This window comes from Geobacter pickeringii (assembly GCF_000817955.1).
Lineage (GTDB): Bacteria > Desulfobacterota > Desulfuromonadia > Geobacterales > Geobacteraceae > Geobacter > Geobacter pickeringii.
Genome location: NZ_CP009788.1, coordinates 153,732 through 177,355 on the forward strand (window position 1 = coordinate 153,732; position 23,624 = coordinate 177,355).

Here is a 23,624-nt window from a genome sequence, read left to right on the forward strand (position 1 = left end):
TTTGCCGGGGCTGTCCCATAACCGCAATCTCCTGCCCCATTTCGGGCACCCTCCGGCGGCCGAAGGAGAAGAATGGTCTCCGTACGGCAGACCAGGTAGGTGCAGCCAAAACGGTGCCGTGTGTGCTATAGTTATCCGTTGCCGGGCGCCGATGCCGGCAGCGGGCCTTGGCCCCATTCCACCGCGCAGCTCCCCGGAGTCCCATGGCACACGACACCATCATCGTCAAAGGCGCCTGCGAGCATAACCTCAAGTGTATCGACGTGGAGATCCCCCGGGACAAACTCGTCGTCATCACCGGCATCTCCGGCTCGGGGAAATCGACCCTGGCCTTCGACACCATCTACGCCGAGGGGCAGCGCCGCTACGTGGAGTCCCTCTCGGCCTATGCCCGCCAGTTCCTGGAGCAGATGGAGAAGCCCGACGTGGAGTCCATCGAGGGGCTCTCCCCCGCCATCTCCATCGAGCAGAAGACCACCAGCCGCAACCCCCGCTCCACCGTCGGCACCGTCACCGAGATCTACGACTACCTGAGGCTTCTCTTTGCCCGGGTCGGGCGCCCCCACTGCTACCAGTGCGGCAGGGAGATCACCTCCCAGACCGTCTCCCAGATGGTGGACCAGATCATGGCCCTGGCGGTGGGGACCAAGCTCCAGCTCCTCTCCCCCATGGTGCGGGGGCGCAAGGGGGAGTACAAGAAGGAGCTGGCCCAGCTCCGCAAGGACGGCTTCGCCCGGGTCATCGTGGACGGGGTCCAATATGAGCTAACCGAGGAGATCCCCCTCGACAAGAACAAAAAGCACGACATCGACATCGTGGTGGACCGGATCATCGTCAAGGAGGGGATCGAGCGGCGCTTGGCCGACTCCCTGGAGACGGCCCTGAACCATGCCGAAGGGGTGGTGAAGGTGGCGATTGTCGGGGGACCCGTAGGGGCAATTCATGAATTGCCCCTACAAGACACCATCCTCTTCTCCGAGGCCCTGGCCTGCATCGACTGCGGCATCTCCTACCCCGAGATGACCCCCCGGATGTTCTCCTTCAACAACCCCTACGGCGCCTGCCCCGACTGCACCGGCCTCGGCACGCGGATGTACTTCGACCCGGAGCTGGTGGTGCCGAACCCCGACCTCTCCATCCGCGAGGGGGCCATCGTGCCGTGGGAGAAGCGGCTCTCCGGCTGGTACCACATGACCCTGGACGCCCTGGCCAAGGCGTTCGATTTCGACATCCGGACCCCGTTCAAGGAGCTGTCGCCCACGGTGCAGGAGGTGATCCTCCGCGGCTCCGGGGGGCAGAAGATCGAGTTCTGGTGGGAGGAGGACGGGGGGCGCCGCCACACCTACACCAAGGAGTTCGAGGGGGTGATCCCGAACCTGGAGCGGCGCTACCGGGAGAGCGACTCGGAGCAGGTCCACGAGGAGCTGGAGCGCTACATGAATGTGATGCCGTGCCCCACCTGCCAGGGGGCGCGCCTGAAGAAGGAGGCGCTCCACGTGAAGGTGGCGGGGCGCGACATCCGGCAGGTGACCGCCCTCTCCATCAAGGATGCCCTGGCGTTCTTCGCCGACCTCTCCCTGTCCCCCAAGGAGGAGGAGATCGCCCGCCGGATCCTGAAAGAGATCCGGGAGCGGCTCAACTTCCTCGTGAACGTGGGTCTCGACTACCTCTCCCTGGACCGCGCCTCCGGGACGCTCTCCGGCGGCGAGGGGCAGCGGATCCGGCTCGCCACCCAGATCGGCTCCAGCCTCGTGGGGGTCCTCTACATCCTGGACGAGCCCTCCATCGGCCTCCACCAGCGGGACAACGGGCGGCTGCTGCAGACCTTGAAGCACATGCGGGACATCGGCAACACGGTGCTCGTGGTGGAGCACGACGAGGAGACGATCCTGGAGGCGGACCACGTCCTCGACATGGGGCCCGGCGCCGGCGAACACGGCGGCCGCGTGGTGGCCCAGGGGACCCCGGCGGAGATCATGGCGGACCCCGCATCCCTCACCGGCCGCTACCTCTCGGGGGAGCTCGCCATCGCCGTGCCGAAGAAGCGGAGAAAGCCGAAGCGCTTTATCACCGTGGCAGGGGCCACGGAGAACAACCTGAAGGATGTCTCCGTCGACATCCCCCTGGGGGTCATGACCTGCGTCACCGGGGTCTCCGGCTCGGGGAAGTCGACCCTGGTCATCGACACCCTCTACAAGGTCCTGGGCCAGCGCCTCTACCGGAGCCGCGAGAAGGCCGGCGCAGTGAGAGAGATCCGGGGGCTGGAGCAGCTCGACAAGGTCATCAACATCGACCAGTCCCCCATCGGCCGCACGCCGCGCTCCAACCCCGCCACCTACACCGGGGTCTTTGCCGACATCCGCGACCTCTTCGCCCAGCTCCCCGAATCCAAGGTGCGCGGCTACAAGCCGGGGCGCTACTCCTTCAACGTGAAGGGGGGGCGGTGCGAGGCGTGCTCCGGCGACGGGATCATCAAGATCGAGATGCACTTCCTCCCCGACGTCTACGTCCAGTGCGAGGTCTGCAAGGGGGCCCGCTACAACCGGGAGACCCTTGAGGTGACCTACAAGGGGAAATCCATCGCCCAGGTCCTGGACATGACCGTCTCCGAGGCCCTCCGCTTCCTGGAGAACATCCCGAAGATCAAGACGAAGCTCCAGACCCTGGAGGAGGTGGGGCTCGGCTACATCCGCCTCGGCCAGGCGGCCACCACCCTCTCCGGCGGCGAGGCCCAGCGGGTGAAGCTTGCCAAGGAGCTGGCCCGCCGCGCCACGGGCCGCACCATCTACATCCTCGACGAGCCCACCACCGGCCTCCACTTCCACGACATCGCCAAGCTGCTGGAGGTGCTGCGAAAGCTCGTGGAGGGGGGGAACACCATCGTCATCATCGAGCACAATCTCGACGTCATCAAGACCGCTGACTGGCTCATCGACCTCGGCCCCGAAGGGGGCGACCGCGGCGGCGAAGTCATCGCCACCGGGACCCCGGAGGAGGTGGCGGCGGTGACGCGGTCGTACACCGGCCAGTATTTGCGCAAAATGTTGTGAGCACCCTGAAAATCCTCCTTGACTCGGTGGGCTTTCACGGCGAACGTCTCCTGTGGATTCTCTTGATTGAATGACAATCCAGCTGCTACACTCCGGCGTCACCGCCAGCCGGCGGGATTTCGGGAAGATCGAGGGGCCGCGGCTGGAGGTGCGGTGATGATGACACGACACGAGGCCGGAAATGACACCTGAAGCCAAGGCGCGGCAGAGGATAGATCAAAAGCTCGAACAGGCGGGCTGGGCTGTCCAGGACCTCAAGAAGATCAATCTGAGCGCGAGCCTCGGCGTTGCCGTACGCGAATACCCAACCGACACCGGTCCGGCCGACTACGTGCTGTTCGTGAATCGTGAACCGGTGGGGGTGATCGAGGCCAAGGCCGACAACACCATCCTCACCTTCGTGGAAGACCAGACAGATCGTTACGCCAGAAGCGTCCTTAAGTGGCAGGTCAAGGCCGCGCCGCTCCCTTTCCTTTACGAAAGCACCGGCCAGATCATCCACTTTACCGATGGCCGTGATCCCGCTCCCCGCGCCCGAGAGATCTTCCATTTCTTCAAGCCCGAACAGATTGCCGAATGGCTGAACCAGCAGGACTCCTTCCGCCGCCGTCTCTGTGAGCAGATGCCGGAGCTACCGACCCGGAACCTGCGCGATTGCCAGATCGGCGCCGTCACCGGGCTGGAGAAGTCCCTCGCCCTGAACAAACCACGCGCCCTGGTGCACATGGCAACCGGGGCCGGCAAGACCTTCACCGCCATAACCTCGGTCTACCGCCTGCTGAAGTACGGCGGCGCCAAGCGGATCCTGTTTCTGGTGGATACCCGCAACCTGGGGAAGCAGGCCCACCAGGAGTTCATGGCCTACACCCCACCCGACGACGCCCGAAAATTCACCGAACTCTACAACGTCCAGCGCCTCAACGGTCCCGCCATCGACCCGGCGGCCAAGGTCTGCATCAGCACCATTCAGCGGATGTATTCCATCCTTTCGGGCGAGCCCATTGACGACTCCGCGGAGGACATCTCCCTCTTCGACGTGCAGCAGGCCGACAGGCAGGCCAAGATGATGCGCTACAACCCGGCCGTGCCGGTGGAAACCTTCGATGTCATCATCATCGATGAATGCCACCGCAGCATCTACAATCTCTGGAAACAGGTGCTCGACTACTTCGACGCCTTTCTGGTCGGCCTCACCGCCACCCCGGACAAGCGGACCTTCGGCTTCTTCAGCGAAAACATCGTCGCCGAGTACACCTACGAGCAGTCGGTCGCCGACGGCGTGAACGTCGGGTACGACGTCTACGAGATCGAAACCGAAATCACCAGGAAGGGGGCCGAGGTAAAGGCCAGGGAATGGGTCGATCATCGGGACCGCCAGACCCGGAAGAAGCGCTGGGCCGAGGCCGAGGAGGGCGTTCTCTACAACGGCAAGGAGCTGGACAAGTCGGTGGTCAACCCCAGCCAGATCCGCAAAGTTATCCAAGCCATGAAGACGGCGGTGGAGACCGAGATCTTCCCCAGCCGCACGGAGACCCCCAAGACGCTGATCTTCGCCAAGACCGACAGCCACGCCGACGACATCATCCAGATCGTCCGCGAGGTATACAATCAGGGGAACGCCTTCTGCAAAAAGGTCACGTACAAGGCGGAGGAAGACCCGGACAGCATCCTCTCCAGCTTCCGCAACGACTACAACCCGCGCATCGCCGTCACCGTGGACATGATCGCCACCGGCACCGACGTGAAGCCGCTAGAGGTGCTCCTCTTCATGCGTGACGTCCGCTCCAGGGGGTACTACGAGCAGATGAAGGGACGCGGCGTACGCAGCCTCGGCCATGACGATCTGAAGCGGGTCTCCAACAGCGCCGACAGCGCCAAGAGCCGCTTCGTGCTGATCGATGCCGTGGGGGTGGAGAAGTCGCTCAAGACCGAAAGCCGCCCCCTGGAGAAAAAGCCGTCGGTGCCGCTGAAAGACCTGATGATGGGGGTGGCCCTGGGGCACCGGGATGAAGACACCCTCCTCAGCCTGGCCAATCGCCTGGTGCGGCTGGCCAAGGAGCTGGACGACAAGGCGCTCCGGCGGATCGAGAAGAAATCGGACGGGGTATCGGTGGGGATGCTGGGGAAGGCACTCCTGACCGCCCTCGACCCGGACCGGATCGTGGAGGCCGCCATCGCCGCCGCCCAGGCCAGGGGGATCACCCGCACCGAAGAGACCCTGACCGAGGATGAGTTGACTGCTGCCCGCCTCCAGTGCGTGGCCACTGCCTGCGCCCCCTTCGACAATCCCGAACTGCGGGACGAGATCGAAACGGCCCGACGGGAGCGGGAGCAGATCATCGACCACATCAACCTGGACCAGGTCACCTTCACCGGCTTCAGCGCCCAGGCCGAGGAGCGGGCACGGAAGGTGATCCAGACCTTTACCGACTACATCAGCCGGCACAAGGACGAAATCCAGGCCCTGGGTTTCTTCTACCAGCAGCCGTTCCGGCGCCGGGCCCTGACCTTCGAGATGATCGAGGAGCTGCACGACACCCTTTCCCGGCCGCCGCTGCTGCTCACCACCGAACGGCTCTGGAGTGCCTATGCCCGGGTGAAGAGTTCGCAGGTAAACGGCTCCGACTCCAAGCGCCAGCTGACCGACCTGGTCGCCCTGGTTCGCTTTGCCATCGGTCTGGATGCTGAATTGAAGCCGTTTCGTGACCAAGTGGACAAACGCTTCCAGGAATGGATCTTCCGCCACAATGCCCGCCGCACCACCGCCTTCACCGCCGAGCAGACCGAATGGCTCCGGATGATGAAGGATCATATCTCCTCCAGTTGCTGCATAACCCGCGATGATTTCGATTACGCCGAGTTTGCCAACAAGGGGGGCTTGCAGAAGGCGTGGGGGCTGTTCGGGAAGGAGTTGGATGAGGTGATGGATGAGATGAATGGGGAGTTGGTGGCGTGAGTAATCACAAAAATTTACCGGCAGGATGGATAGAAGCAACTATCCCAGAGTTGATTGGTGCTGATGGTTTATTTGTAGATGGTGATTGGGTTGAAAGTAAAGACCAAGACCCTAATGGCGATGTGCGATTAGTGCAGCTTGCGGATATTGGTGATGGCTACTTTGTCAATAAATCCAATAGATTCCTCACAAAAAACAAGGCTGTAGATCTCGGCTGCACTCTCCTGAAAAAAGGTGATGTTTTAGTTGCGCGGATGCCAGACCCCCTCGGTAGAGCATGTATCTTCCCTGGCGATGTCAGAGACAGCGTGACTGTAGTAGATGTTTGTGTTGTGAGGTCTTCTGTGTCGGATAATTTCGACCATCGCTGGCTAATGCATTTCGTGAATGCACCTGAGTTCAGAGAACGAATCCATTCTCTTCAAAGTGGCTCTACTCGCAAGCGAATTTCTCGTGGAAATCTGTCAACTCTGCCACTTCCCATTCCACCAAGAAAAGAACAAATCCGCATCGTCGAAAAACTCGAAGAACTCCTCTCCGACCTGGACGCCGGAGTAGCCGAACTCAAGGCCGCCCAGAAGAAGCTGGCCCAGTACCGCCAATCGCTGCTGAAAGCGGCCGTGGAGGGGGAACTGACGGCGGAGTGGCGGAGGAAAGCCCCCCTCACCCCCATCCCCTCTCCCGCGGGGAGAGGGGAGCAAGAAAAGCCCCTCGCCCTTGGGGAGAGGGGTTGGGGTGAGGGGGAATCCGGCGCCCAACTGCTTGAGCGCATCCTGAAAGAGCGTCGCGCCCGCTGGGAAGAGAAGCAGCTCGCCAGGTTCAGGGAGCAGGGCAAAACCCCGCCCAAAGGATGGCGGGACAAGTACCCCGAGCCGGTGCCGCCGGATACCGCCAATCTGCCGGAATTGCCGGAGGGGTGGGTGTGGAGCTCAATTGGAGAGTGCTTTCGGGTCGCGGTAGGAGCAACACCCAGTAGGAAGGAGCCTACATACTGGAATGGAAGTATCCCTTGGGTAAGTTCCGGCGAGGTACAATTCTCACGAATCACGGTGACTAAAGAAACGATCACGGAAGAAGGGCTAAATAACAGCAGTACGCAGATCAACCCGGTCGGCAGTGTTCTGCTTGGCATGATTGGCGAGGGGAAAACAAGAGGCCAGGTTGCAATTCTCGATATAGAAGCTGCAAACAATCAAAACTGTGCGGCGATTTTGGGGAGTGAAACAGATGTGCCTTCAGAGTACGTCTATTATTGGCTATGGTCACAGTACGAGCAAACACGCCGTGGGAGTAGCGGAAACAATCAACCTGCTATGAACAAATCGATTGTTGAGCGACTTCTATTTCCGATGGCTCCCCTTGAAGAAATGAAAGAGATCGTTCGATTAGTCGAATTCGCTCTCAACTTAGCGACTGAGCAATCAACAGCGATCAAGTACTCCCTCGCCCAAGCCGCCGCCCAACGCAAAAACATCCTCAAAGCCGCCTTTTCTGGCCAGCTCGTCCCGCAAGACCCGGCCGACGAACCGGCCAGCGTGCTCTTGGAGCGCATTCGCGCCGAGCGGGCAACACGCAAGGGGACAACCAGCCTGCGTGGACGCAAACGCAAGGAGACGGACTGATGCAACCGTACATTCCGAACATATTGCCTCTTGGCAACCTCGATTTCGCACGGCTGATTTCTTGGATCGGACCGGCTAACGCGGCGCTGGCGCGATACGACGGCCTGCTGCAAAGCGTGGTCAATCCTGCGGTGATGCTCTCGCCGCTAACCCAGCGCGAAGCCGTGCTTTCATCAAAGATCGAAGGAACGCAGGCCACTGTGGATGAGGTGCTGGAGTTCGAGGCCGGCCTGGAATTCGAAAGCGAGAAGGTCAAGGACATCCAGGAGATTGTGAATTACCGCAAGGCGTTGGCCATGGCGTCGGAATTCCTTGAGCACCGCCCGATCACGCTGTCGCTGCTGCAACAGATGCATGCCGTCCTGTTGGACAGCGTCCGCGGGGCCAACAAGACACCGGGTGAGTTCCGCCGCGACCAGAACTGGATCGGCCCCGCCGGTTGCACCATCGAACAGGCGAGCTTTGTCCCCCCCTCGCCCCTGCAGTTGCTCGATCATCTTCAGACTTGGGAAAACTATCTGGCTGTCGATGACGTGGACATTCTGGTGCAGACGGCGGTGGCACATGCGCAGTTCGAGCTCATTCACCCCTTCAAGGACGGGAACGGTCGTATCGGTCGTCTGCTCATCCCGCTGTTTCTGTATCAGAAAAGGGCGCTTGGCAGCCCCATGTTCTACCTGAGCGAGTATCTGGAGGCACACCGTGACCAGTATTACGGGCGGCTGCAGGCCATCAGCCGGGGTGATGACTGGACAGGGTGGGTGGCTTTTTTCCTCGAAGCGGTGACCGACCAGGCTCGGGCCAACACTGACCGGGTGCGCGCAATCCTGGCGTTATACGAGGAGATGAAGCAGCAGATTACGGTGCTAACCCGTTCGCAGCACGCAATAACGGTGCTTGATACACTATTTGATCGCCCCATTTTCCGCTCCAGCGATTTTGTCGAACGCTCCGGCATCCCAAAGCAGACGGCCTTACCCTTCCTGAGAACCTTGCGCGATGCCGGTATCCTGCATGCATTGCGCGAGCAAAGCGGACGCCGGCCGGCCGTTCTGGCATTTCGCGAACTGCTCAACCGGGCGGAAGGGCGGCATGTGCTTTGAGTCCGATCCTGCATACACAAGATGATTTTGTGTCCTGTTAATCTTGTTTTGTCGGACACAAATAAGATTGATACTCCCCCGCCGGACACAAACAGACGGCAAAGGTTGCTCGTCCGTTCAGCGGGTATGCTGTTCACTAACGATCAAGCGAATTGAGGCACCGGGGATACCACGCCTTGAGTGCCGAACGGGAGATATAGACGCATGACCAGCAGTGCCCTCATCCAGAAAGTCTGGAATTTCTGCCACACCCTGCGCGACGACGGCGTGGGGTATGGCGATTACCTTGAACAGCTCACCTACCTGCTCTTCCTGAAGCTGGCGGACGAATACGCGCAGGAGCCGTACAACCGGGATACGAAGATTCCGAAGGGGTTCGATTGGGCCTCGCTCCGGGGCAAATCCGGCGAGCCGCTGGAGGCGCACTATCTGGCCATTCTCCATAAACTGGGCACCGAACCCGGCATGCTGGGGGCAATCTTCTTCAAGGCCCAGAACAAGATTCAGGACCCGGCCAAGCTGGCCCGCCTGGTGCAGATGATCGACGCGGAGAAGTGGGTCGGCATGGATACCGACACCAAGGGCGATCTGTACGAAGGTCTGCTGCAGAAAAACGCGGAAGACACCAAGAGCGGCGCGGGCCAGTACTTCACCCCCCGGCATCTGATCGACGCCATGGTGGCCTGCATCAGGCCGGAGCCGCTGAAGACCATCGCTGACCCGGCCTGCGGTACCGGCGGTTTTTTCCTCGGCGCTCACAAATGGCTCACCCGTGAAGGGAATACGCTGGACAAGAAGCAGAAGGAGTTTCTGCGGCACAAGACCTTTTTCGGCAACGAGATCGTCCCGAACACCCGCCGCCTCTGCCTGATGAATCTGTTCCTGCACAACATCGGTGAACTGGACGGCGAGCCGACGGTTGACCGTTCCGATGCCCTCATCTCCGAGCCGAAACAGCGCTTCGACTATGTGCTGGCCAACCCGCCGTTCGGCAAGAAGAGCAGCATGACCTTCACCAACGAGGAAGGGGAGGAGGACAGGGACGCCTTGACTTATGAGCGCCAGGATTTCTGGGAAACCACCTCCAACAAGCAGCTCAACTTCCTCCAGCATATCGCCTCGATGCTGAAAGAAACCGGCAAGGCCGCCGTGGTGCTACCCGACAACGTCCTCTTCGAAGGGGGGGCCGGGGAGAAGATCCGGAAGAAGCTTTTGGAAAACTGCGACGTCCACACCATCCTGCGCCTGCCCACCGGCATCTTTTATGCCCAGGGGGTGAAGGCGAACGTGGTGTTCTTCGACGCCAGGCCCAAGGACGGCACCATTCACACCAAGGGGATCTGGTTTTACGATCTTCGCACCAATAAGCACTTTACGCTGAAGACCAAGACGCTCAAATTCGACGACCTTCAGGATTTCATCGCCTGCTACAACCCCGACAACCGGCACGAGCGCACCGAGACCGAGCGCTTCAAATACGTCTCCTACGAAGAACTTATGGCCCGGGACAAGGCCAGTCTCGACCTCTTCTGGCTGAAGGATGACAACCTGGATAATCTGGATGAACTCCCACCGCCTGACGTCCTGGCGCAAGAGATCATCGAGCACCTGGAAGCGGCGCTGAACTCGTTTCGTGATGTGGCTGCCGCGCTGGCGAACCGTTAATTCTGAAGGAGAGTAGATGAACCCTCACCTCTATCACACCCTCTACGGCCCCGAAAGCCTCAACTTTAAGCTCTTCATGGCGATCAACCACGCCCACCACCCGCTGCTGGACCCGGTGATGGAGGCGATGATCTCTCTCGGCGGTTCGAAAATCGTCTACCTCTACGCGGCGATCCTCCTCTGCGTGGGGCTGGCGCGGCGCCAGTGGCTGCCGCTGCGCTACGTGGGGCTCTTCTGTCTCGCCACGGTCCTCGGCCTCGGCCTCGAAGAGCTGCTGAAAGGAATCGCCCAGGTCCCACGCCCGGGGCTCGCCATCGGCCTCGACCGGATCATGGTCCTCGGCGAGGTGAAGCTTCGGAACTCGTTTCCGTCGGGGCACGCGATCTTCGCCTTCGTGACCGCCTTCACCCTCTCGTGGCGGCGGGGGGCGGGGTGGAAGGTGCCGCTCTATGCCTTTGCCGTGCTGGTGGCCTACTCGCGGGTCTACGTGGGGGCCCACTATCCCCTGGATGTGACGGCTGGCGCGGTGGTCGGGATCTGCTCGGGATGGGTGGTCTGGAAAGGGTACGAAGCGTTTGCCGGCCGAAGGGGGCGGCAGAGGGAGGGGTAGGAGGGAGGGGGGCGATGGCGGCATCGCCCCCTTTTTCATGTCAGAAGAGGTGCAAGGTGGCGTTGAGAAAGAAGAGGAGCCAGCCGGCGCAGGCCGATATGCCGAGGTACCAGAGATAGTGCCGCTTGGTGAGGCTGGCGATGGAGGAGAGCATGATGGCGATCTGGAGGAAGATGAGGCTGTAACCGAAATTTCCCCCCATGAACTGGGCCTTCTCCTTCTGGAGCGCCAGCCCCTCGGCCTTGGTCTTGATCTCCTTCTTCTCGGCGTCGTAGCGCTTCACCTCGCTGCCGTACGTGGCGATGGCCTTCCCGTAGCGTTCCCGGGCCGCAGGCGAGAGTTTCTCCTGGGTGGCAAGCTCCAGCTCCAGCCGTTCCTTCTGGATCTCGAAGGTATGCTGCTTGATGCTCTTGGCCTGGTAGTAGGCCCACTGATTGCTCTCCACCCCCTGGAGCAGCACGGCCCGGGTGGAAAACTTCCCCATGTAGAGGGTGGTGATGGCGGCAAGGACCGCTATGGTGGCGGTGGAGAGGGCGAGCCATCCCAGCCACCGCTCCTTCTGTTCGTCCATGGATACCTCCTGAATCGTCGGTGTTTTCATGAAAATTTGGGGGAACTATACTGAATACGGCGCGGGGATTTCAAGGGGGTATACGGAAGGACGCACCCGCGGCTTCCGTGACGGGTGCGTCCCGAAGGGTCACTCTTCGCCGCCGGGGGCCACCACCGGCTGCTTCTGGAGCCGCTTGAAGTAGAAATTCTGCCCATAGAGGACCGCCGCCGGATTGTGGCCGGTGACCCGATCCTTGCAGATGAGGGTGGTGACCGGGGCGTTCGAGTGTTTGGTGAAGAGCATGTCGTGCCCCACGCAGAGCCCCACGATGATGTTCATGTCGGTGCCGATGCGGTTCAGGATCTCCGCCTGGGCGATGGGATTGCAGGCCGGCTCGAAGGTGCCGGGACGGACCTTGTCGTTCTCCACGAGGCCGAGCTCCAGCTTGTCGATGCTTCCCGACTTGCAGCAGACGCTGGCCGGTTCCAGCCCCTGGGCCTCCAGGATTGCCGCCAGCTGCCGCGTTTCTTCCAGAAGCCCGATGCAGGTGGCGATGCCGATGGACCTCCACCCCATGAGCTTCGCCAGGGCGACGGTGTCCTCCACCCGGGTCCAGCGGGCCACCACCGCCTCGCTTCCCGGCATCTTCTGGTAGCAGAGCCCTTCGACCTTCGCCGCCATCCGGGCAAGGCGGGCGTCCCCGCTCTCCTCGGCGCGGTACTCGGTGAAGCTCGCCTCGATGATATCGCCGTGGGCCTTCGTCGGGCAGTTGGCCGGGCGGGGAGGGCGGTTCTCCGCCGTGCTCCAGCAGTTGGTTGCGCCGCTCTTTCCCCAGACGGCGCTGCAGTTGGCGCAGGAGGGGTGCGTTTCGTCGTGGGCCATGGTCACTGCTCCTTCATGAGAATGTAGGGACTGATGATGAGGGTGCTGAAGCGGGCCGCACCGTCGGCGTCCCAGGCGGCAATCTGCCCGTCGGTCGGCTTGGAGAGCTTGCCGGCTTCGATCCACCCCCCCACGGCGGCGGTGTCGTCCCGGGCGATCCGCTCACCCACCTCGGCTATTTCCAGCTCCGGGGCAACGACGATCAGCCCCCCGCGTTCCAGATGGGCCCGGAGCCAGCTCCACTCCGCCACATCCACCTGCAGCGCCAGTTCTTCCTTTGTCGGTTTCACGTCTCGTCTCCTTCTCGTCTTCCGGTCATGCCGGCCATGATGCACGTTACGTCAGCATACCAGTATTGCGGGAAAAATCCAGATGGGAGCAAGCAGCTTACGTCAATGTCAGTCAGCTCCCCGCTCGAACTCCGGAAGGTGCCGCCGGTGCTTGAGGGGGAGCTGCTGGCGCTGGAGCTTCGGGTTGAGGCGCTCCCCGATGGCGAGGCGGTCGAAGTAGCGGCGCCAGAGGTCACGGAAGAGCTCCTCCCCGGCCGAGAGGGTGAGGGGGGCGGCCATCGCCAGCGGCACCTCGGCCCACTTCCGGCGGGCCGGGTCGAAGGCGACCGACTCCCCCCGCCGCGGATCGTGGATGATCCACTGCTGGTCGGCGAACCGAGCGGCGAAGTGGGGGGCGATGAGGGGAAGGATCCGGTGGTCAGGCTCGATGGCGGCGTACCAGAAGCCCCCCTCGACCTCCTGGAAGCGGACGAGCCCCTTGTAGCGGTGGGCCTCGCGACCCACGGCACGGGCGAGCTTCCAGACCGGCAGGACCCGCTCGTGGGCAAGCATCCCGTCGAGCTGGCATCCCACCGCGAGCCCCAACTCCAGAAAATGGAACAGGAGGAGTTCCATCCCCGGCTCCTCGGCCTGGAAGGCAGAGCGGAGCACGTGCCGAGTCCCGGGGGAGAGAGTCCGGGCAAGGAGTTCGCGCAGCTCCCCGGCCCGCTCCGGGTCGGTCTCGACGGTGACGACCGGGTCGAAGAGTCCGGCCTGCTCCGGTTCGGCGCGGGTGATGGCGGCGGGCGTCCCCCCCCGCTCCCGAATTATGGCCACGGTGGTGAGGAACCCGGTCCAGGTGCCGTCGTAGCGATAGATCATCCTAGAGCTCTCCCGTGATGGCCGACCGGAGGTCGATGCCGGCGGTACCGGCAAAGAGTGACGGCTGGCTCCAGCGGGGGGGCGGGGCGGGCTTTTCCAGCAGCCGCCCCCGGAGCCCCGGCGCGTCCGGTGCAAGGTCGGCGGCGAAGCGCCCCCGGGCGGTGACGAAGTAGCGGGCCCGCTTCATCACCACCCCGAGCTTCGGCAGATCGTCCAGGGTGAGGTGGCCGCCGCGCCGGGCCCGGACGATCCGCTGGGCTGAGCGGACCCCGATCCCCGGCACCCGCAGGAGTGACTCGTAGTCGGCCCGGTTCACCTCCAGCGGGAAGAGGTGGAGGTTGCGCAGGGCCCACCCCACCTTCGGGTCCAGGGCGAGATCCAGGTTGGGGCGCTCTTCGTCCAAAAGCTCGCCGGCGGCGAAGCCGTAGTAGCGCATGAGCCAGTCGGCCTGGTAGAGACGGTGCTCCCGCACCAGGGGCGGGGTGCCGACGACGACGGGGAGACGCTCGTCCCGGTTCACCGGCACGAAGGCAGAGTAGTAGACCCGCTTCATGGCCAGCCGTCCGTAGAGCCCGGCAGCCAGGGAGACGATCTGCAGATCGCTCTCCCCGCTGGCCCCCACGATGAGCTGGGTGCTCTGCCCCGCCGGAGCGAAGGGGGGAATCTTCCGGGAGCACTTCCGCTCCTCCTTCGTCTGGACGATGAGCTCCCCCACTCGCCGCATGGGGGCGACGATCGCCTCGCGGCTCTTGTCCGGAGCCAGGAGCTTCAGGCTCTCCCGGGTCGGGAGCTCCATGTTGATGCTCACCCGGTCGGCGTGGCGGCCGAGGCGCTCCACCAGCAGCAGGTCGGCGCCGGGGACCACCTTCACGTGGATGTAGCCGTTGAAGCGGTGTTCCTCCCGCAGCTGCCAAACCGCTTCGATCAAAAGCTCCATGGTGTGGTCCGGGTCCCTCACCACGCCGGTGGAGAGGAAGAGCCCCTCGATGGCGTTTCGCCGGTAGAAGCCGATGGTGAGCTCCGCCACCTCGGCGGGGGTGAGCATCACCCGCCGGGTGTCGTTGGAGCGGCGGTTGACGCAGTAGGCGCAGTCGTAGATGCAGGCGTTGGTCAGGAGGATCTTCAGGAGCGAGACGCAGCGGCCGTCGGCGGTCCAGGAGTGGCAGATGCCGCACTGGGCGGCGTTGCCGATACCGCCGCTGTTCCGGCGGGAGCTGCCGCTGGAGGCGCAGGAGACGTCGTACTTGGCGCCGTCGGCGAGGATTTCGAGTTTTTCCGCAAGGGTAAATTCGGGCATGGTTACACGATACGGCGTTGATGCGACACAATATGTCGTAAAGCTACACTCCCCGCAGCAGCCACCACCAGCCGGCCAGGGTCAGAAACGAGAGGGGGATGCCGATGCCGATCATGAGGGAGACCAGGGGCGGGTTGAGGCGGTGGTCCACGGCGATGATGCCGGCGGAGATCATGGGGGCCATGGCCGCCTCGAAGATCGTCACCTGGATCACCTTCCCCCCCGTGCCGCAGAGGCCGACGAAGATAAGGGCGATGAGGGCCGGGGCGAGGAGGAGCTTGTAGCAGAGGCCGAGGGAGAGGGTCCGCAGTTCTCCCCTCATGTGGGCGAGCTGCAGCTGGAACCCCACCGATGCCAGGGCAAGGGGGGTGAGGGTGTCGCCCACCTTCTGCAGCACCGTGAGGAACCAGGGGTGGAACGGCACCGGCCGCAGAAGAAGCGCCAGCACCAGGGCCTGGAAGGGGGGGAAGTAGAGGATCTTCCGGACGATCTGGCGCGCCGAGAGCTCTCCCGCCGAGTGGAGGGTGGCGGTCAGGATGCCGAGGGTGGAGAGGACCAGGAACGAGCCGAGCTGGTCGGCGATGAGCCCCACCCCGAGGAACTCCTTGCCGTAGAACGCCTCGATCATCGGCAGACCCACGAAGGAGGTGTTGCCGAGCCCACCCACGAGGATGAGGGCCCCCACGGTCTCGCGGGGGAGGCCCAGGAGCCGCCCCGTTGGCCGGAAGAAGAGCCAGGCGGCGCCGAAGAGGAGCCAGGCCATGGCCACGGTGTAGGCGAGGGAGAGGTCGAGCCGCAGGTTGTGGATGTGGAGGAGCGCCACCGCCGGGAGCGAAACGTGGATGACGAAGCCGTTGAGGGCCGCCGGGGTGCTCTCGGGGAAGCGGCCGGTGCGGCGCAGGATCATCCCGGCGACGAAGCAGACGATGAGGAGGAGGATGTTCGCCATCCGCTAGAGGGAGATCCCCCGGCTTTCCCGCTCGATCTTGTCCACCACGCAGTAGATTCCCCCCTCCTTGAGCCCCGGCTTGAAGCAGCCGTTGCAGGAGATGCAGCGGGCGCGGCTCTCGTCCCCCGACTCCCACTGCCGGGTGAGCGCCGGTTCGCGGATGAAGGGGCGGGCGAGGGAGACGTAGTCGGCCTCCTCCCGGCGGATGATCCCCTCCACGATCTCGAAGGAGCGCATCCCCCCCACCACCATCACCGGGCAGGAGACCGCCTGCTTGATCCGGTATGCCGGCGGGAGGTTGTACGCCTCCTGCTCCCGGCTCTCGATCCCCTGGCGGACCGGGGAGGAGGCGCCGGAGGCGGGGGTGCCGCCGGAGACCTCGATGGCGTCGATCCCCTCTTCATCCAGCATCCGCGCCACCTGCACCGCCTCGTCGAGCTCCAGCCCCCCCGCCAGGTTGTCGGCGCCGTTGAGCTTCGCCATGACCGGGAAGTCGTCCCCCACCGCTCCGCGCACCGCCCGGAAGATCTCCCGAAGGAAGCGGGCCCGGTTCTCCGGATTCCCGCCGTAGCGGTCGTTCCGCCGGTTGGTGAGGGGGGAGAGGAACTGGTTGATGAGGTAGCCGTGGGCAGCGTGGAGCTGCACCGCGTCGAACCCCCACTCCCGGGCCCGGCGGGCGCCGTCGGCGAAGCGCAGGACCAGCTCGGCGATCTCCTCCTCGGGGAGTTCCCGGGGGAGCTCGGGGTACTGGTCGACCTTCACGGCGCTGGGGGCCACGGGCTGCCGTCCGGCGGCCCGCTCCGAGCTCTGGCCGCCGCAGTGGACGAGCTGGAGGCAGATCTTCCCCCCCTCCCGGTGGACCGCCTCGGCGAGGCGCCTCCCGTCGGCCGCAAAATCGTCGTCGTGGCAGCCGAGCTGTCCCGGAAGCTGCTTCCCGTCGGGGCGGACAAAGGCGTAGCCGCTGATGAGAAGCCCCACCCCGCCCCGGGCCAGGGTCCCGTAGTAGGCGGCGAGCTTGTCGGAGGGACGGCCGTCGTCGTGGCACATCCCTTCCCAGGTGGCGGAACGGACCAGCCGGTTGTGGAGCATCAGATGATTGATCTTCGTTTCGTCGAAAACAGTGCGCATTCCCGTTTCCTCCTGCTGCGCCGGAATCAGATCAGAACAGGGTCAGAAAATCTCGAAAAATTCGCCGGTGCCGAGCTTGTGCACCTTCATCAGGTTGGTGGAGCCCCGGGCCTCCACCGGGACCCCCATGGTGATCACCACCACGTCTCCCTTCCGGTAGCCGGCGGTCAGCAGCGTCGCCTCCACGGCGCGGATCTGCTGGTCGGTGCCGGTCATGCTCCCGATGGGGTACGGCTTCACCCCCCAGTAGAGGGCGAGGCGGCGCATGGTTTCCACCGACTGGGTGAAGGCGATGATCGGCAGCGGCGGGCGGAACTTGGAGATGAGGGCCGCGGTGCTCCCCGACTGGGTCATGACGGCGATGGAGCGGGCGCCGAGGGTGGTGGCGGCCTGGCAGGCGGCCTCGGCCACCGCCTCGGCGATGCTCGGGTTGTGGCGCCGGGGGCGGTTCCCCTCCTCCACCTGGGCGTAGCGTTCCACGTCGAGGGCGACCTTGACCATGGTCCGGACCGCCTCCAGGGGGAACTGCCCCGAGGCGGTCTCCCCCGAGAGCATCACCGCATCGGTGCCGTCCAGGATGGCGTTGGCCACGTCGGAGGTCTCGGCCCGGGTCGGCCGGGCGTGGCTGATCATCGATTCCAGCATCTGAGTGGCGGTGATGACCGGCTTCCCCGCCTCGTTGCAGTCGCGGATGATCTTCTTCTGGTGAAGGGGGACCTTTTCGGGGCTGATCTCCACCCCCAGGTCTCCCCGGGCCACCATGACGGCGTCGGCCACCGCCAGGATGCTCTTGAAGTTGCGCAGCGCCTCGGGCTTCTCGATCTTCGCCACCACCGGGATGCTGCTCTCCCGCTGGAAGAGGAGCCGCTTGAGCTCCTCCACGTCTTCGGCGGTCCGGACGAAGGAGAGGGCGATGTAGTCCACCCCCTCGGCAAGGCAGAAATCGACGTCGGCCAGGTCCTTTTCGGAGAGGGAGGGGGCCGAGACATGGACGCCGGGGAGGTTGATCCCCTTCAGATCCTTGAGCACTCCCCCCTCAACCACGGTGCAGCGGACCCGGTTCCCCTCCACCGACTGGACCCGCAGCTCGATGAGGCCGTCGTCCATCAGGATGCGGGAGCCGGGCTTCACGTCGTGGGGGAGCGCCTGGTAGATGGTGGAGATGAGGCCGGGGCGGCCGAGGACCTCGTCGGTGGTGATATCGAGTCCCTCACCCTTCAGGAGCTGGATCGCCCCTCCCTTCATGCGGCCGGTCCGGATCTTGGGCCCCTGGAGGTCGGCGAGGATGCCGCACTCCTTACCCCGCTGGGCGGAGAGGCGGCGGATCGCCGCGATCACCTCCCGGCGCTGGTCGTTGGAGCCGTGGGAGAAGTTGAGGCGGAAGAGATCGACCCCCGCCTCCATCAGTTTGCCGATCATCTCCGGCGAGGAGCTGACCGGCCCGACGGTGGCGATGATTTTCGTCTTGCGTGGTGATTTGTCCATGGATGGTCCAATCGGAGGTCGCCCCTCCCCGGCGCCGGTGCCGTTGCTGCCGGTGTCGGGGGGAGGGACGCGGTTTAGTGGTGGAATTTGCCGATCCGCCCTTTGTGGGCCGGGGTCGGTTCCTTGTGGCACTCGAAGCAGGGGAGCTCCTCCACCTTCTTGACATCGAGGGGGGAGGCCGGCTTGGAGGTCTGGGGCATGGTGTGCGCACTGGTCTGGAAATAGAGGTGGCCGCGCTCGTCGGTGAGAACGACCGGCTGGTACGCCACCTGCCAGTTGGTGCTGATCGCCACCGTGTGGCACTGGTCACATCCCCCCGGAGGCGGGATGCTTTTCCATGACATGAGCATGGCGCAGCCGTAGCTCAGGGGGAGGGTGCCGGCGATGAGCAGAAGCAGCAACTTTCGCATCGGGAACTCCTTGTGGGGGGGTGGGATGGGGGACATCGGGAAAAGCATAGCACAAAGGCGGGGCAAAACAAACCCGAACGGCGCGTCCGACGGGGCTTCCGGCGCCGCGGGGAGGGCGCTTGACCTTTTTCGCCAAATCCGATAGGCTCGTTTGCACGTAAATGGTGTGTTCAGGCAGTTTTCCTTCCACCCCCGCGCCCCACCCCATTGAGATTTCCCCCCATACCGACGCAATAAAACGCCGGCCCCGATGCGACGCGGACTTCCTCCCGGGAGAGACGGCGCCTGCGGACCGGATTCATACAGGAGGCGCCCCGACGATGTGTACCACGTGCGGCTGCGAGGCCGAAAGCCATCACCACCATGACGATCACGGCCATTCCCACGGCCATCACCATCACCACGGAGAAGAGAAGGAGGCGCGGAAGATCGCCGTCGAGATCGACATCCTCGCCCGGAACAACCGCTTCGCCGCCGAAAACCGCCGCCGCTTCGCAGATAAGGGGATCTTCGTCCTGAACTTGGTGAGCTCTCCCGGCTCGGGGAAGACCACCACCCTGGAGCGGAGCCTCAAGGACCTCGCCGGCCGGTTCCGCTGCGCCGTCGTCGAGGGTGACCAGCAGACCGACAACGATGCGGTCCGGATCGCCGCCACCGGCGTGCCGGTGAAGCAGATCAACACCGGCGCCGGCTGCCACCTCGACGCCCACATGGTGGGGCACGCCGTGGAAGGGTTCGATCTGGACTCCCTTGACCTCCTCCTGGTGGAGAACGTCGGGAATCTCGTCTGCCCCGCCTCCTTCGACCTCGGCGAGCACCACAAGGTGGTGGTCCTGTCGGTCACCGAGGGGGAGGACAAGCCCCTCAAGTACCCGAACATGTTCCACGCCGCCGATGTGATGCTCCTGAACAAGGTGGATCTCCTCCCCCATGTCGACTTCGACGTGGAGAAGTGCAAGGAGATGGCCCGCCGGGTGAGTCCGGGAATCACCATCTTCGAGATTTCGAGCCGCACCGGCCAGGGGATGGACGCCTGGTACGGCTGGCTCGCGGAGCGAATCGCCGCGGTAAAGGGTGGCGCGTAGGGGATCGACCCATGCCTGACGCCCGGCGCATCAGGATAACCGTCGAAGGGATCGTGCAGGGGGTCGGCTTCCGCCCCTTTGTCTTCCGGCTCGCCGAGCGCCACGGCATTGCCGGCTGGGTGCGCAATACCACCACCGGCGTGGTGATCGAGGCGGAGGGAGACGCCGCACCCCTCGACTCCTTTCGGTCCGGCCTCGAAGCGGAGGCCCCTCCCCTGGCGGTCATCGCCGGGATCGCCGCCGAGGAGATTCCCCCTGCCGGCGACACCACCTTCGCCATCGCCGAGAGCGCGGGGAGCGCCGGGACGGTGCGGGTCGCCCCCGACGGCGACGTCTGCCCTGACTGCCTCCGGGAGCTCTTCGATCCGGCCGACCGCCGCTACCGCTACCCCTTCATTACCTGCACCAACTGCGGCCCCCGCTACTCCATCATCACCGCCGTCCCCTACGACCGCCCCCACACCACCATGGCGGGGTTCCCGCTCTGCGACGCCTGCCGGGCCGAGTACGAAAACCCCCGCGACCGCCGTTTCCACGCCCAGCCCCTCGCCTGCCCTGCCTGCGGGCCGCGCCTGAGGCTGGTGGACGCCGCGGGGCGCGAACTGCCGGGCGATCCGGTGGAGGAAGCGGCCGCGCTCCTCGCCGGCGGAAAGATCGTCGCCGTCAAGGGGACCGGCGGCTACCACCTGGCGGTGGACCCCCTGAACGACACGGCGGTGGCGGAGCTGCGCCGGCGCAAAAAGCGGGACGAGAAGCCCTTCGCCCTCATGGCCCCCGACCTGGAGGGGGTGCGGCGCTTCACCCTGGCCGATCCCCTGGAGGAGCGGCTCCTGACCGCCCCCGAGCGCCCCATCGTGCTCCTGCGCAAGCGCCCCGGCAATCCGGTGGCGCCGCTGGTGGCGCCGGCCAACGGCTACTTCGGGACCATGCTCCCGTCGACGCCACTCCACCACCTCCTGCTGCGGGAGCGGTTCGCGGCGCTGGTGATGACGAGCGGCAACCTCTCGGACGAGCCGATCGCCCACCGCGACGACGAGGCCCGGGAGCGCCTCGGGGAGATCGCCGACGCCTTCCTCGTCCACGACCGGGAGATCCGGACCCGGAGCGACGACTCGGTGATCCGGGTCTTCCGGGGGAATCCGCTCTTTCTGCGCCGCTCCCGGGGGTACGTCCCGCGGGAGGTCCGCCTCCCCGCCGCAGGGCCCGCCGTGCTTGCCGTGGGGGCCGAGCTCAAGGGGGCCCTCTGTCTCGCCGCCGGGGACCGGGCGTTCATGAGCCAGCACATCGGCGACCTGAAAAACGCCGCCACCCTCGCCTCCCTCGGCGAGGCCGCCGATCACCTCCGGGAGCTCCTCGGCATCGAGCCGGCGCTGGTGGCCCACGACCTCCACCCCGACTACCTCTCCACCTCCTACGCCGAGGGGATCGCCGGCCTGCCGCGGATTGGGGTGCAGCACCACCATGCCCACATGGCCTCCTGCATGGCCGAGAACGGCCTGGAGGGGGAGACGATCGGGGTCATCTTCGACGGCACCGGCTACGGCGGGGACGGCACCGTCTGGGGGGGGAATTCCTCGTGGGGGGGTACGGCGGCTTCCGGCGCGCCGGACACCTGCGCCAGGTACCGCTTCCCGGCGGCGACGCGGCGGTGCGGGAGCCGTTCCGGATGGCGCTGGCCCATCTCCACGACGCTTTCGGCGCCGGGCTCTTCGACCTGGCGCTGCCGTGGCTCGCCGGGATCGGCGCCGCCGAGCGCAGCCTCTACCTCTCCATGCTGGAGCGGCGGATCAACTCCCCCCTCACCTCCAGCTGCGGCCGGCTCTTCGACGCCGTGGCGGCCCTCATCGGCCTGCGGGAGCGGGTGAGCTACGAAGGGCAGGCGGCCATCGAGCTGGAGGCCCTGGCCGAGGAGAGCGACACGCGGGAGATCTACCCCTTTGCCGTCGTGCGGAGAAACGGCTCCGCCACCGTCGACTTCCGGATGATGATCCGGTCCGTGGCGGAGGATGCGGCCGCCGGCCGCTCCGGCGGGGAGATGGCCCGCGCCTTCCACGGCACCGTCGCCGCGGCGGCGGCCGAGGTCTGCGGACAGATCCGCGCGGCGGAAGGGGTCCACCGGGTGGTCCTCTCCGGCGGCGTCTTCCAGAACCGGCTCCTCACCGAGGGGGTCCACCAGGCTCTCACCGAGAGCGGGTTCACCGTCTTCACCCACCGCCTCGTCCCCCCAACGACGGCGGGGTGGCGCTGGGGCAGGCGGCCGTAGCAGGACATACGGCACAACGTGACGGCGGGGCGTAGCGCCTGCCGCGAAAAAAGGAGAAGAGAGAATATGTGTCTCGGAGTACCCATGCAGGTTGTGAGCATCGGTGACGGCAATATCATCGCCGAGATCGACGGGGTGAAGAAGGAGGCGAGCCTCATGCTCCTCGCCGACGAGGTGAAGGTGGGGGATTTCGTCATCGTCCACGCCGGCTTCGCCATCTCCAAGCTCGATGAGGAGGATGCGCAGGAGACATTACGCATGATGCGGGACGTCTTCAAACCGGAGGACATGGCGTGAACTACCAGGACGAATTCCGCGACCGCACCGTGGTGCTCGGCTTTGCCGCCCGGATCAGGGAGCTGGTGGCGGGGCGCACCGTGCCGATGACCTTCATGGAGGTCTGCGGCACCCACACCATGTCGATCTACCAGTACGGGCTGCGCAGCCTCCTGCCGCCCCAGGTGCGGCTCATCTCCGGGCCGGGGTGCCCGGTCTGTGTCACCCCCAACGGCTACGTCGACCGGGCCGTGGCCCTCTGCCGGCTTCCGGGCGTCACCGTCGCCACCTTCGGCGACATGGTCCGGGTCCCCGGCTCCTCGTCCTCCCTCATCGAGGAGCGGGCCAAAGGGGCCGACGTGCGGATCGTCTACTCTCCCCTGGACGCCGTGACCCTGGCTGCGAAGAACCCGGACCGGAAGGTGGTCTTCCTCGGCGTCGGTTTCGAGACCACCGCCCCCACCATCGCCGGGAGCATCCTGGCGGCGAAGCAGCAGGGGCTCACGAATTACTTCGTCCTCGCCGCCCACAAGACGATCCCGATCCCGATGGAGGTCCTGGCCGACGATCCCGAGCTCCAGGTGGACGGCTACCTCTGCCCCGCCCACGTCAGCGTCGTCATCGGCGCCGCCGCCTACCGTTTCCTGGCGGAGGAGCGCGGTGTCCCGTGTGTCGTCACCGGGTTCGAGCCGGTGGACGTCATGCAGGGGGTGGAGATGCTCGTCCGTCAGGTGGTGGAGGGGAAACCCCGGGTGGAGATCCAGTACAGCCGCGTGGTGAAGCGGGAGGGGAACCGGAAGGCGCAAGGTGTGATCGCCGAGGTCCTCACCCCCTTCGACGCGCCGTGGCGCGGCATCGGCGTCATTCCCGGCAGCGGCCTGCGGATCGCCGACGCCTATGCCGAGTTCGACGCCGAGAAGGCGATTCCCGTCGAGGTGGAGGAGACCCGGGAGCACGCGGGGTGCCTCTGCGGCGAGATCCTCAAGGGGAAGGTGAGCCCCTTCGACTGCCCCCTCTTCGGCGGCGCCTGCACCCCCGAATCCCCCGTCGGCGCCTGCATGGTCTCCTCCGAGGGGACCTGCGCGGCGGCGTACAAGTACGGGCAGTAATCAGAGCGAAAAAAACAACACGGCGGAGAA

The 23,624-nt window shown here is 64.9% G+C and carries 19 protein-coding genes and 1 pseudogene; 11 read left to right on the forward strand and 9 right to left on the reverse strand.

The annotated features are described in order from the left end of the window. The first annotated feature begins 203 nt into the window (after window positions 1-203). The 6 genes from uvrA (at window position 204) to GPICK_RS16500 (ending at window position 11,006) form a co-directional block, all read left to right on the forward strand. On the forward strand, window positions 204-3,050 hold the full coding sequence (gene uvrA, locus GPICK_RS00675) for an excinuclease ABC subunit UvrA (RefSeq protein ID WP_039739607.1): 2,847 nt from the start codon (window positions 204-206) through the stop codon (window positions 3,048-3,050). A gap of 181 nt (window positions 3,051-3,231) precedes the next feature. Next, the gene (locus tag GPICK_RS00680) at window positions 3,232-6,006 is read left to right on the forward strand and encodes a type I restriction endonuclease subunit R (protein WP_039739608.1); all 2,775 of its coding nucleotides are present in this window, start codon (window positions 3,232-3,234) and stop codon (window positions 6,004-6,006) included. Continuing rightward, a complete protein-coding gene (locus GPICK_RS17650) occupies window positions 6,003-7,628 on the forward strand; it encodes a restriction endonuclease subunit S (protein WP_201773202.1) in 1,626 nt (541 codons plus the stop codon). Before GPICK_RS00680 ends, GPICK_RS17650 begins: the two co-directional genes overlap by 4 nt. After that, entirely contained in the window at window positions 7,628-8,731 is a 1,104-nt protein-coding gene (locus tag GPICK_RS00690; RefSeq protein ID WP_039739610.1) for a Fic family protein, read from the forward strand. Before GPICK_RS17650 ends, GPICK_RS00690 begins: the two co-directional genes overlap by 1 nt. A gap of 204 nt (window positions 8,732-8,935) precedes the next feature. Beyond that, window positions 8,936-10,396: a class I SAM-dependent DNA methyltransferase gene (locus tag GPICK_RS00695; RefSeq protein ID WP_039739613.1), complete on the forward strand. Its 1,461-nt coding sequence runs from the start codon at window positions 8,936-8,938 to the stop codon at window positions 10,394-10,396. Between the two features lie 16 nt (window positions 10,397-10,412). After that, window positions 10,413-11,006 carry a phosphatase PAP2 family protein gene (locus GPICK_RS16500; protein WP_052263218.1) on the forward strand — a complete coding sequence of 198 codons (594 nt, stop codon included), beginning with the start codon at window positions 10,413-10,415 and terminating at the stop codon, window positions 11,004-11,006. A gap of 40 nt (window positions 11,007-11,046) precedes the next feature. Here GPICK_RS16500 and GPICK_RS00705 read toward each other — a convergent pair whose 3' ends face one another. From GPICK_RS00705 to GPICK_RS00745, 9 genes are all read right to left on the reverse strand, one after another. Beyond that, window positions 11,047-11,577, reverse strand: coding sequence for a DUF4337 domain-containing protein (locus GPICK_RS00705; protein WP_039739616.1), 531 nt, complete (start codon window positions 11,575-11,577; stop codon window positions 11,047-11,049). 129 nt (window positions 11,578-11,706) lie between these two features. After that, window positions 11,707-12,441, reverse strand: a complete 735-nt coding sequence (locus GPICK_RS00710; RefSeq protein WP_039739618.1) for a DUF1847 domain-containing protein — start codon at window positions 12,439-12,441, stop codon at window positions 11,707-11,709. A 2-nt stretch (window positions 12,442-12,443) separates the two neighbouring features. Next, on the reverse strand, window positions 12,444-12,731 hold the full coding sequence (locus GPICK_RS00715) for a DUF2288 domain-containing protein (protein WP_039739622.1): 288 nt from the start codon (window positions 12,729-12,731) through the stop codon (window positions 12,444-12,446). 108 nt (window positions 12,732-12,839) lie between these two features. After that, entirely contained in the window at window positions 12,840-13,592 is a 753-nt protein-coding gene (locus GPICK_RS00720; RefSeq protein ID WP_039739625.1) for a TIGR03915 family putative DNA repair protein, read from the reverse strand. A 1-nt stretch (window position 13,593) separates the two neighbouring features. Further along, on the reverse strand, window positions 13,594-14,889 hold the full coding sequence (locus GPICK_RS00725; RefSeq protein ID WP_039739627.1) for a putative DNA modification/repair radical SAM protein: 1,296 nt from the start codon (window positions 14,887-14,889) through the stop codon (window positions 13,594-13,596). A gap of 43 nt (window positions 14,890-14,932) precedes the next feature. Further along, a complete protein-coding gene (locus GPICK_RS00730) occupies window positions 14,933-15,838 on the reverse strand; it encodes an AEC family transporter (RefSeq protein WP_039739629.1) in 906 nt (301 codons plus the stop codon). Window positions 15,839-15,841: 3 nt separating this feature from the next. Continuing rightward, the gene (locus GPICK_RS00735; RefSeq protein WP_039739631.1) at window positions 15,842-16,966 is read right to left on the reverse strand and encodes an NADH:flavin oxidoreductase; all 1,125 of its coding nucleotides are present in this window, start codon (window positions 16,964-16,966) and stop codon (window positions 15,842-15,844) included. A gap of 42 nt (window positions 16,967-17,008) precedes the next feature. Continuing rightward, the gene (gene pyk / locus GPICK_RS00740; protein ID WP_039739633.1) at window positions 17,009-18,451 is read right to left on the reverse strand and encodes a pyruvate kinase; all 1,443 of its coding nucleotides are present in this window, start codon (window positions 18,449-18,451) and stop codon (window positions 17,009-17,011) included. A gap of 74 nt (window positions 18,452-18,525) precedes the next feature. Beyond that, entirely contained in the window at window positions 18,526-18,861 is a 336-nt protein-coding gene (locus GPICK_RS00745) for a hypothetical protein (protein WP_039739636.1), read from the reverse strand. A gap of 320 nt (window positions 18,862-19,181) precedes the next feature. Here GPICK_RS00745 and hypB point away from each other — a divergent pair, with 320 nt between their 5' ends. The 5 genes and pseudogenes from hypB to hypD all read left to right on the forward strand — a co-directional run bounded on the left by hypB (window position 19,182) and on the right by hypD (window position 23,594). Continuing rightward, window positions 19,182-19,946 (forward strand): hydrogenase nickel incorporation protein HypB, encoded by a 765-nt coding sequence (gene hypB, locus GPICK_RS00750; RefSeq protein WP_039739638.1) that lies wholly within the window; start codon window positions 19,182-19,184, stop codon window positions 19,944-19,946. Between the two features lie 11 nt (window positions 19,947-19,957). Then, a pseudogene (gene hypF / locus GPICK_RS00755) lies at window positions 19,958-21,457 on the forward strand (carbamoyltransferase HypF); the annotation flags it as partial. A gap of 65 nt (window positions 21,458-21,522) precedes the next feature. Then, the gene (locus GPICK_RS18195) at window positions 21,523-22,209 is read left to right on the forward strand and encodes a Kae1-like domain-containing protein (RefSeq protein WP_456236258.1); all 687 of its coding nucleotides are present in this window, start codon (window positions 21,523-21,525) and stop codon (window positions 22,207-22,209) included. A 66-nt stretch (window positions 22,210-22,275) separates the two neighbouring features. Beyond that, entirely contained in the window at window positions 22,276-22,506 is a 231-nt protein-coding gene (locus tag GPICK_RS00760; protein ID WP_039739639.1) for a HypC/HybG/HupF family hydrogenase formation chaperone, read from the forward strand. After that, on the forward strand, window positions 22,503-23,594 hold the full coding sequence (gene hypD, locus GPICK_RS00765; protein WP_039739642.1) for a hydrogenase formation protein HypD: 1,092 nt from the start codon (window positions 22,503-22,505) through the stop codon (window positions 23,592-23,594). Before GPICK_RS00760 ends, hypD begins: the two co-directional genes overlap by 4 nt. The last annotated feature ends 30 nt before the right edge of the window (window positions 23,595-23,624 follow it).

What these genes read in the sequence shown, in the direction of transcription:
- uvrA (WP_039739607.1), top strand. Translation starts at nt 204, where the DNA reads ATGGCACACGACACCATCATCGTCAAAGGCGCCTGCGAGCATAACCTC.
- GPICK_RS00680 (WP_039739608.1), top strand. Translation starts at nt 3,232, where the DNA reads ATGACACCTGAAGCCAAGGCGCGGCAGAGGATAGATCAAAAGCTCGAA.
- GPICK_RS00690 (WP_039739610.1), top strand. Translation starts at nt 7,628, where the DNA reads ATGCAACCGTACATTCCGAACATATTGCCTCTTGGCAACCTCGATTTC.
- GPICK_RS00695 (WP_039739613.1), top strand. Translation starts at nt 8,936, where the DNA reads ATGACCAGCAGTGCCCTCATCCAGAAAGTCTGGAATTTCTGCCACACC.
- GPICK_RS16500 (WP_052263218.1), top strand. Translation starts at nt 10,413, where the DNA reads ATGAACCCTCACCTCTATCACACCCTCTACGGCCCCGAAAGCCTCAAC.
- GPICK_RS00705 (WP_039739616.1), bottom strand. Translation starts at nt 11,577, where the DNA reads ATGGACGAACAGAAGGAGCGGTGGCTGGGATGGCTCGCCCTCTCCACC.
- GPICK_RS00710 (WP_039739618.1), bottom strand. Translation starts at nt 12,441, where the DNA reads ATGGCCCACGACGAAACGCACCCCTCCTGCGCCAACTGCAGCGCCGTC.
- GPICK_RS00720 (WP_039739625.1), bottom strand. Translation starts at nt 13,592, where the DNA reads ATGATCTATCGCTACGACGGCACCTGGACCGGGTTCCTCACCACCGTG.
- GPICK_RS00725 (WP_039739627.1), bottom strand. Translation starts at nt 14,889, where the DNA reads ATGCCCGAATTTACCCTTGCGGAAAAACTCGAAATCCTCGCCGACGGC.
- GPICK_RS00730 (WP_039739629.1), bottom strand. Translation starts at nt 15,838, where the DNA reads ATGGCGAACATCCTCCTCCTCATCGTCTGCTTCGTCGCCGGGATGATC.
- GPICK_RS00735 (WP_039739631.1), bottom strand. Translation starts at nt 16,966, where the DNA reads ATGCGCACTGTTTTCGACGAAACGAAGATCAATCATCTGATGCTCCAC.
- pyk (WP_039739633.1), bottom strand. Translation starts at nt 18,451, where the DNA reads ATGGACAAATCACCACGCAAGACGAAAATCATCGCCACCGTCGGGCCG.
- GPICK_RS00745 (WP_039739636.1), bottom strand. Translation starts at nt 18,861, where the DNA reads ATGCGAAAGTTGCTGCTTCTGCTCATCGCCGGCACCCTCCCCCTGAGC.
- hypB (WP_039739638.1), top strand. Translation starts at nt 19,182, where the DNA reads ATGTGTACCACGTGCGGCTGCGAGGCCGAAAGCCATCACCACCATGAC.
- GPICK_RS00760 (WP_039739639.1), top strand. Translation starts at nt 22,276, where the DNA reads ATGTGTCTCGGAGTACCCATGCAGGTTGTGAGCATCGGTGACGGCAAT.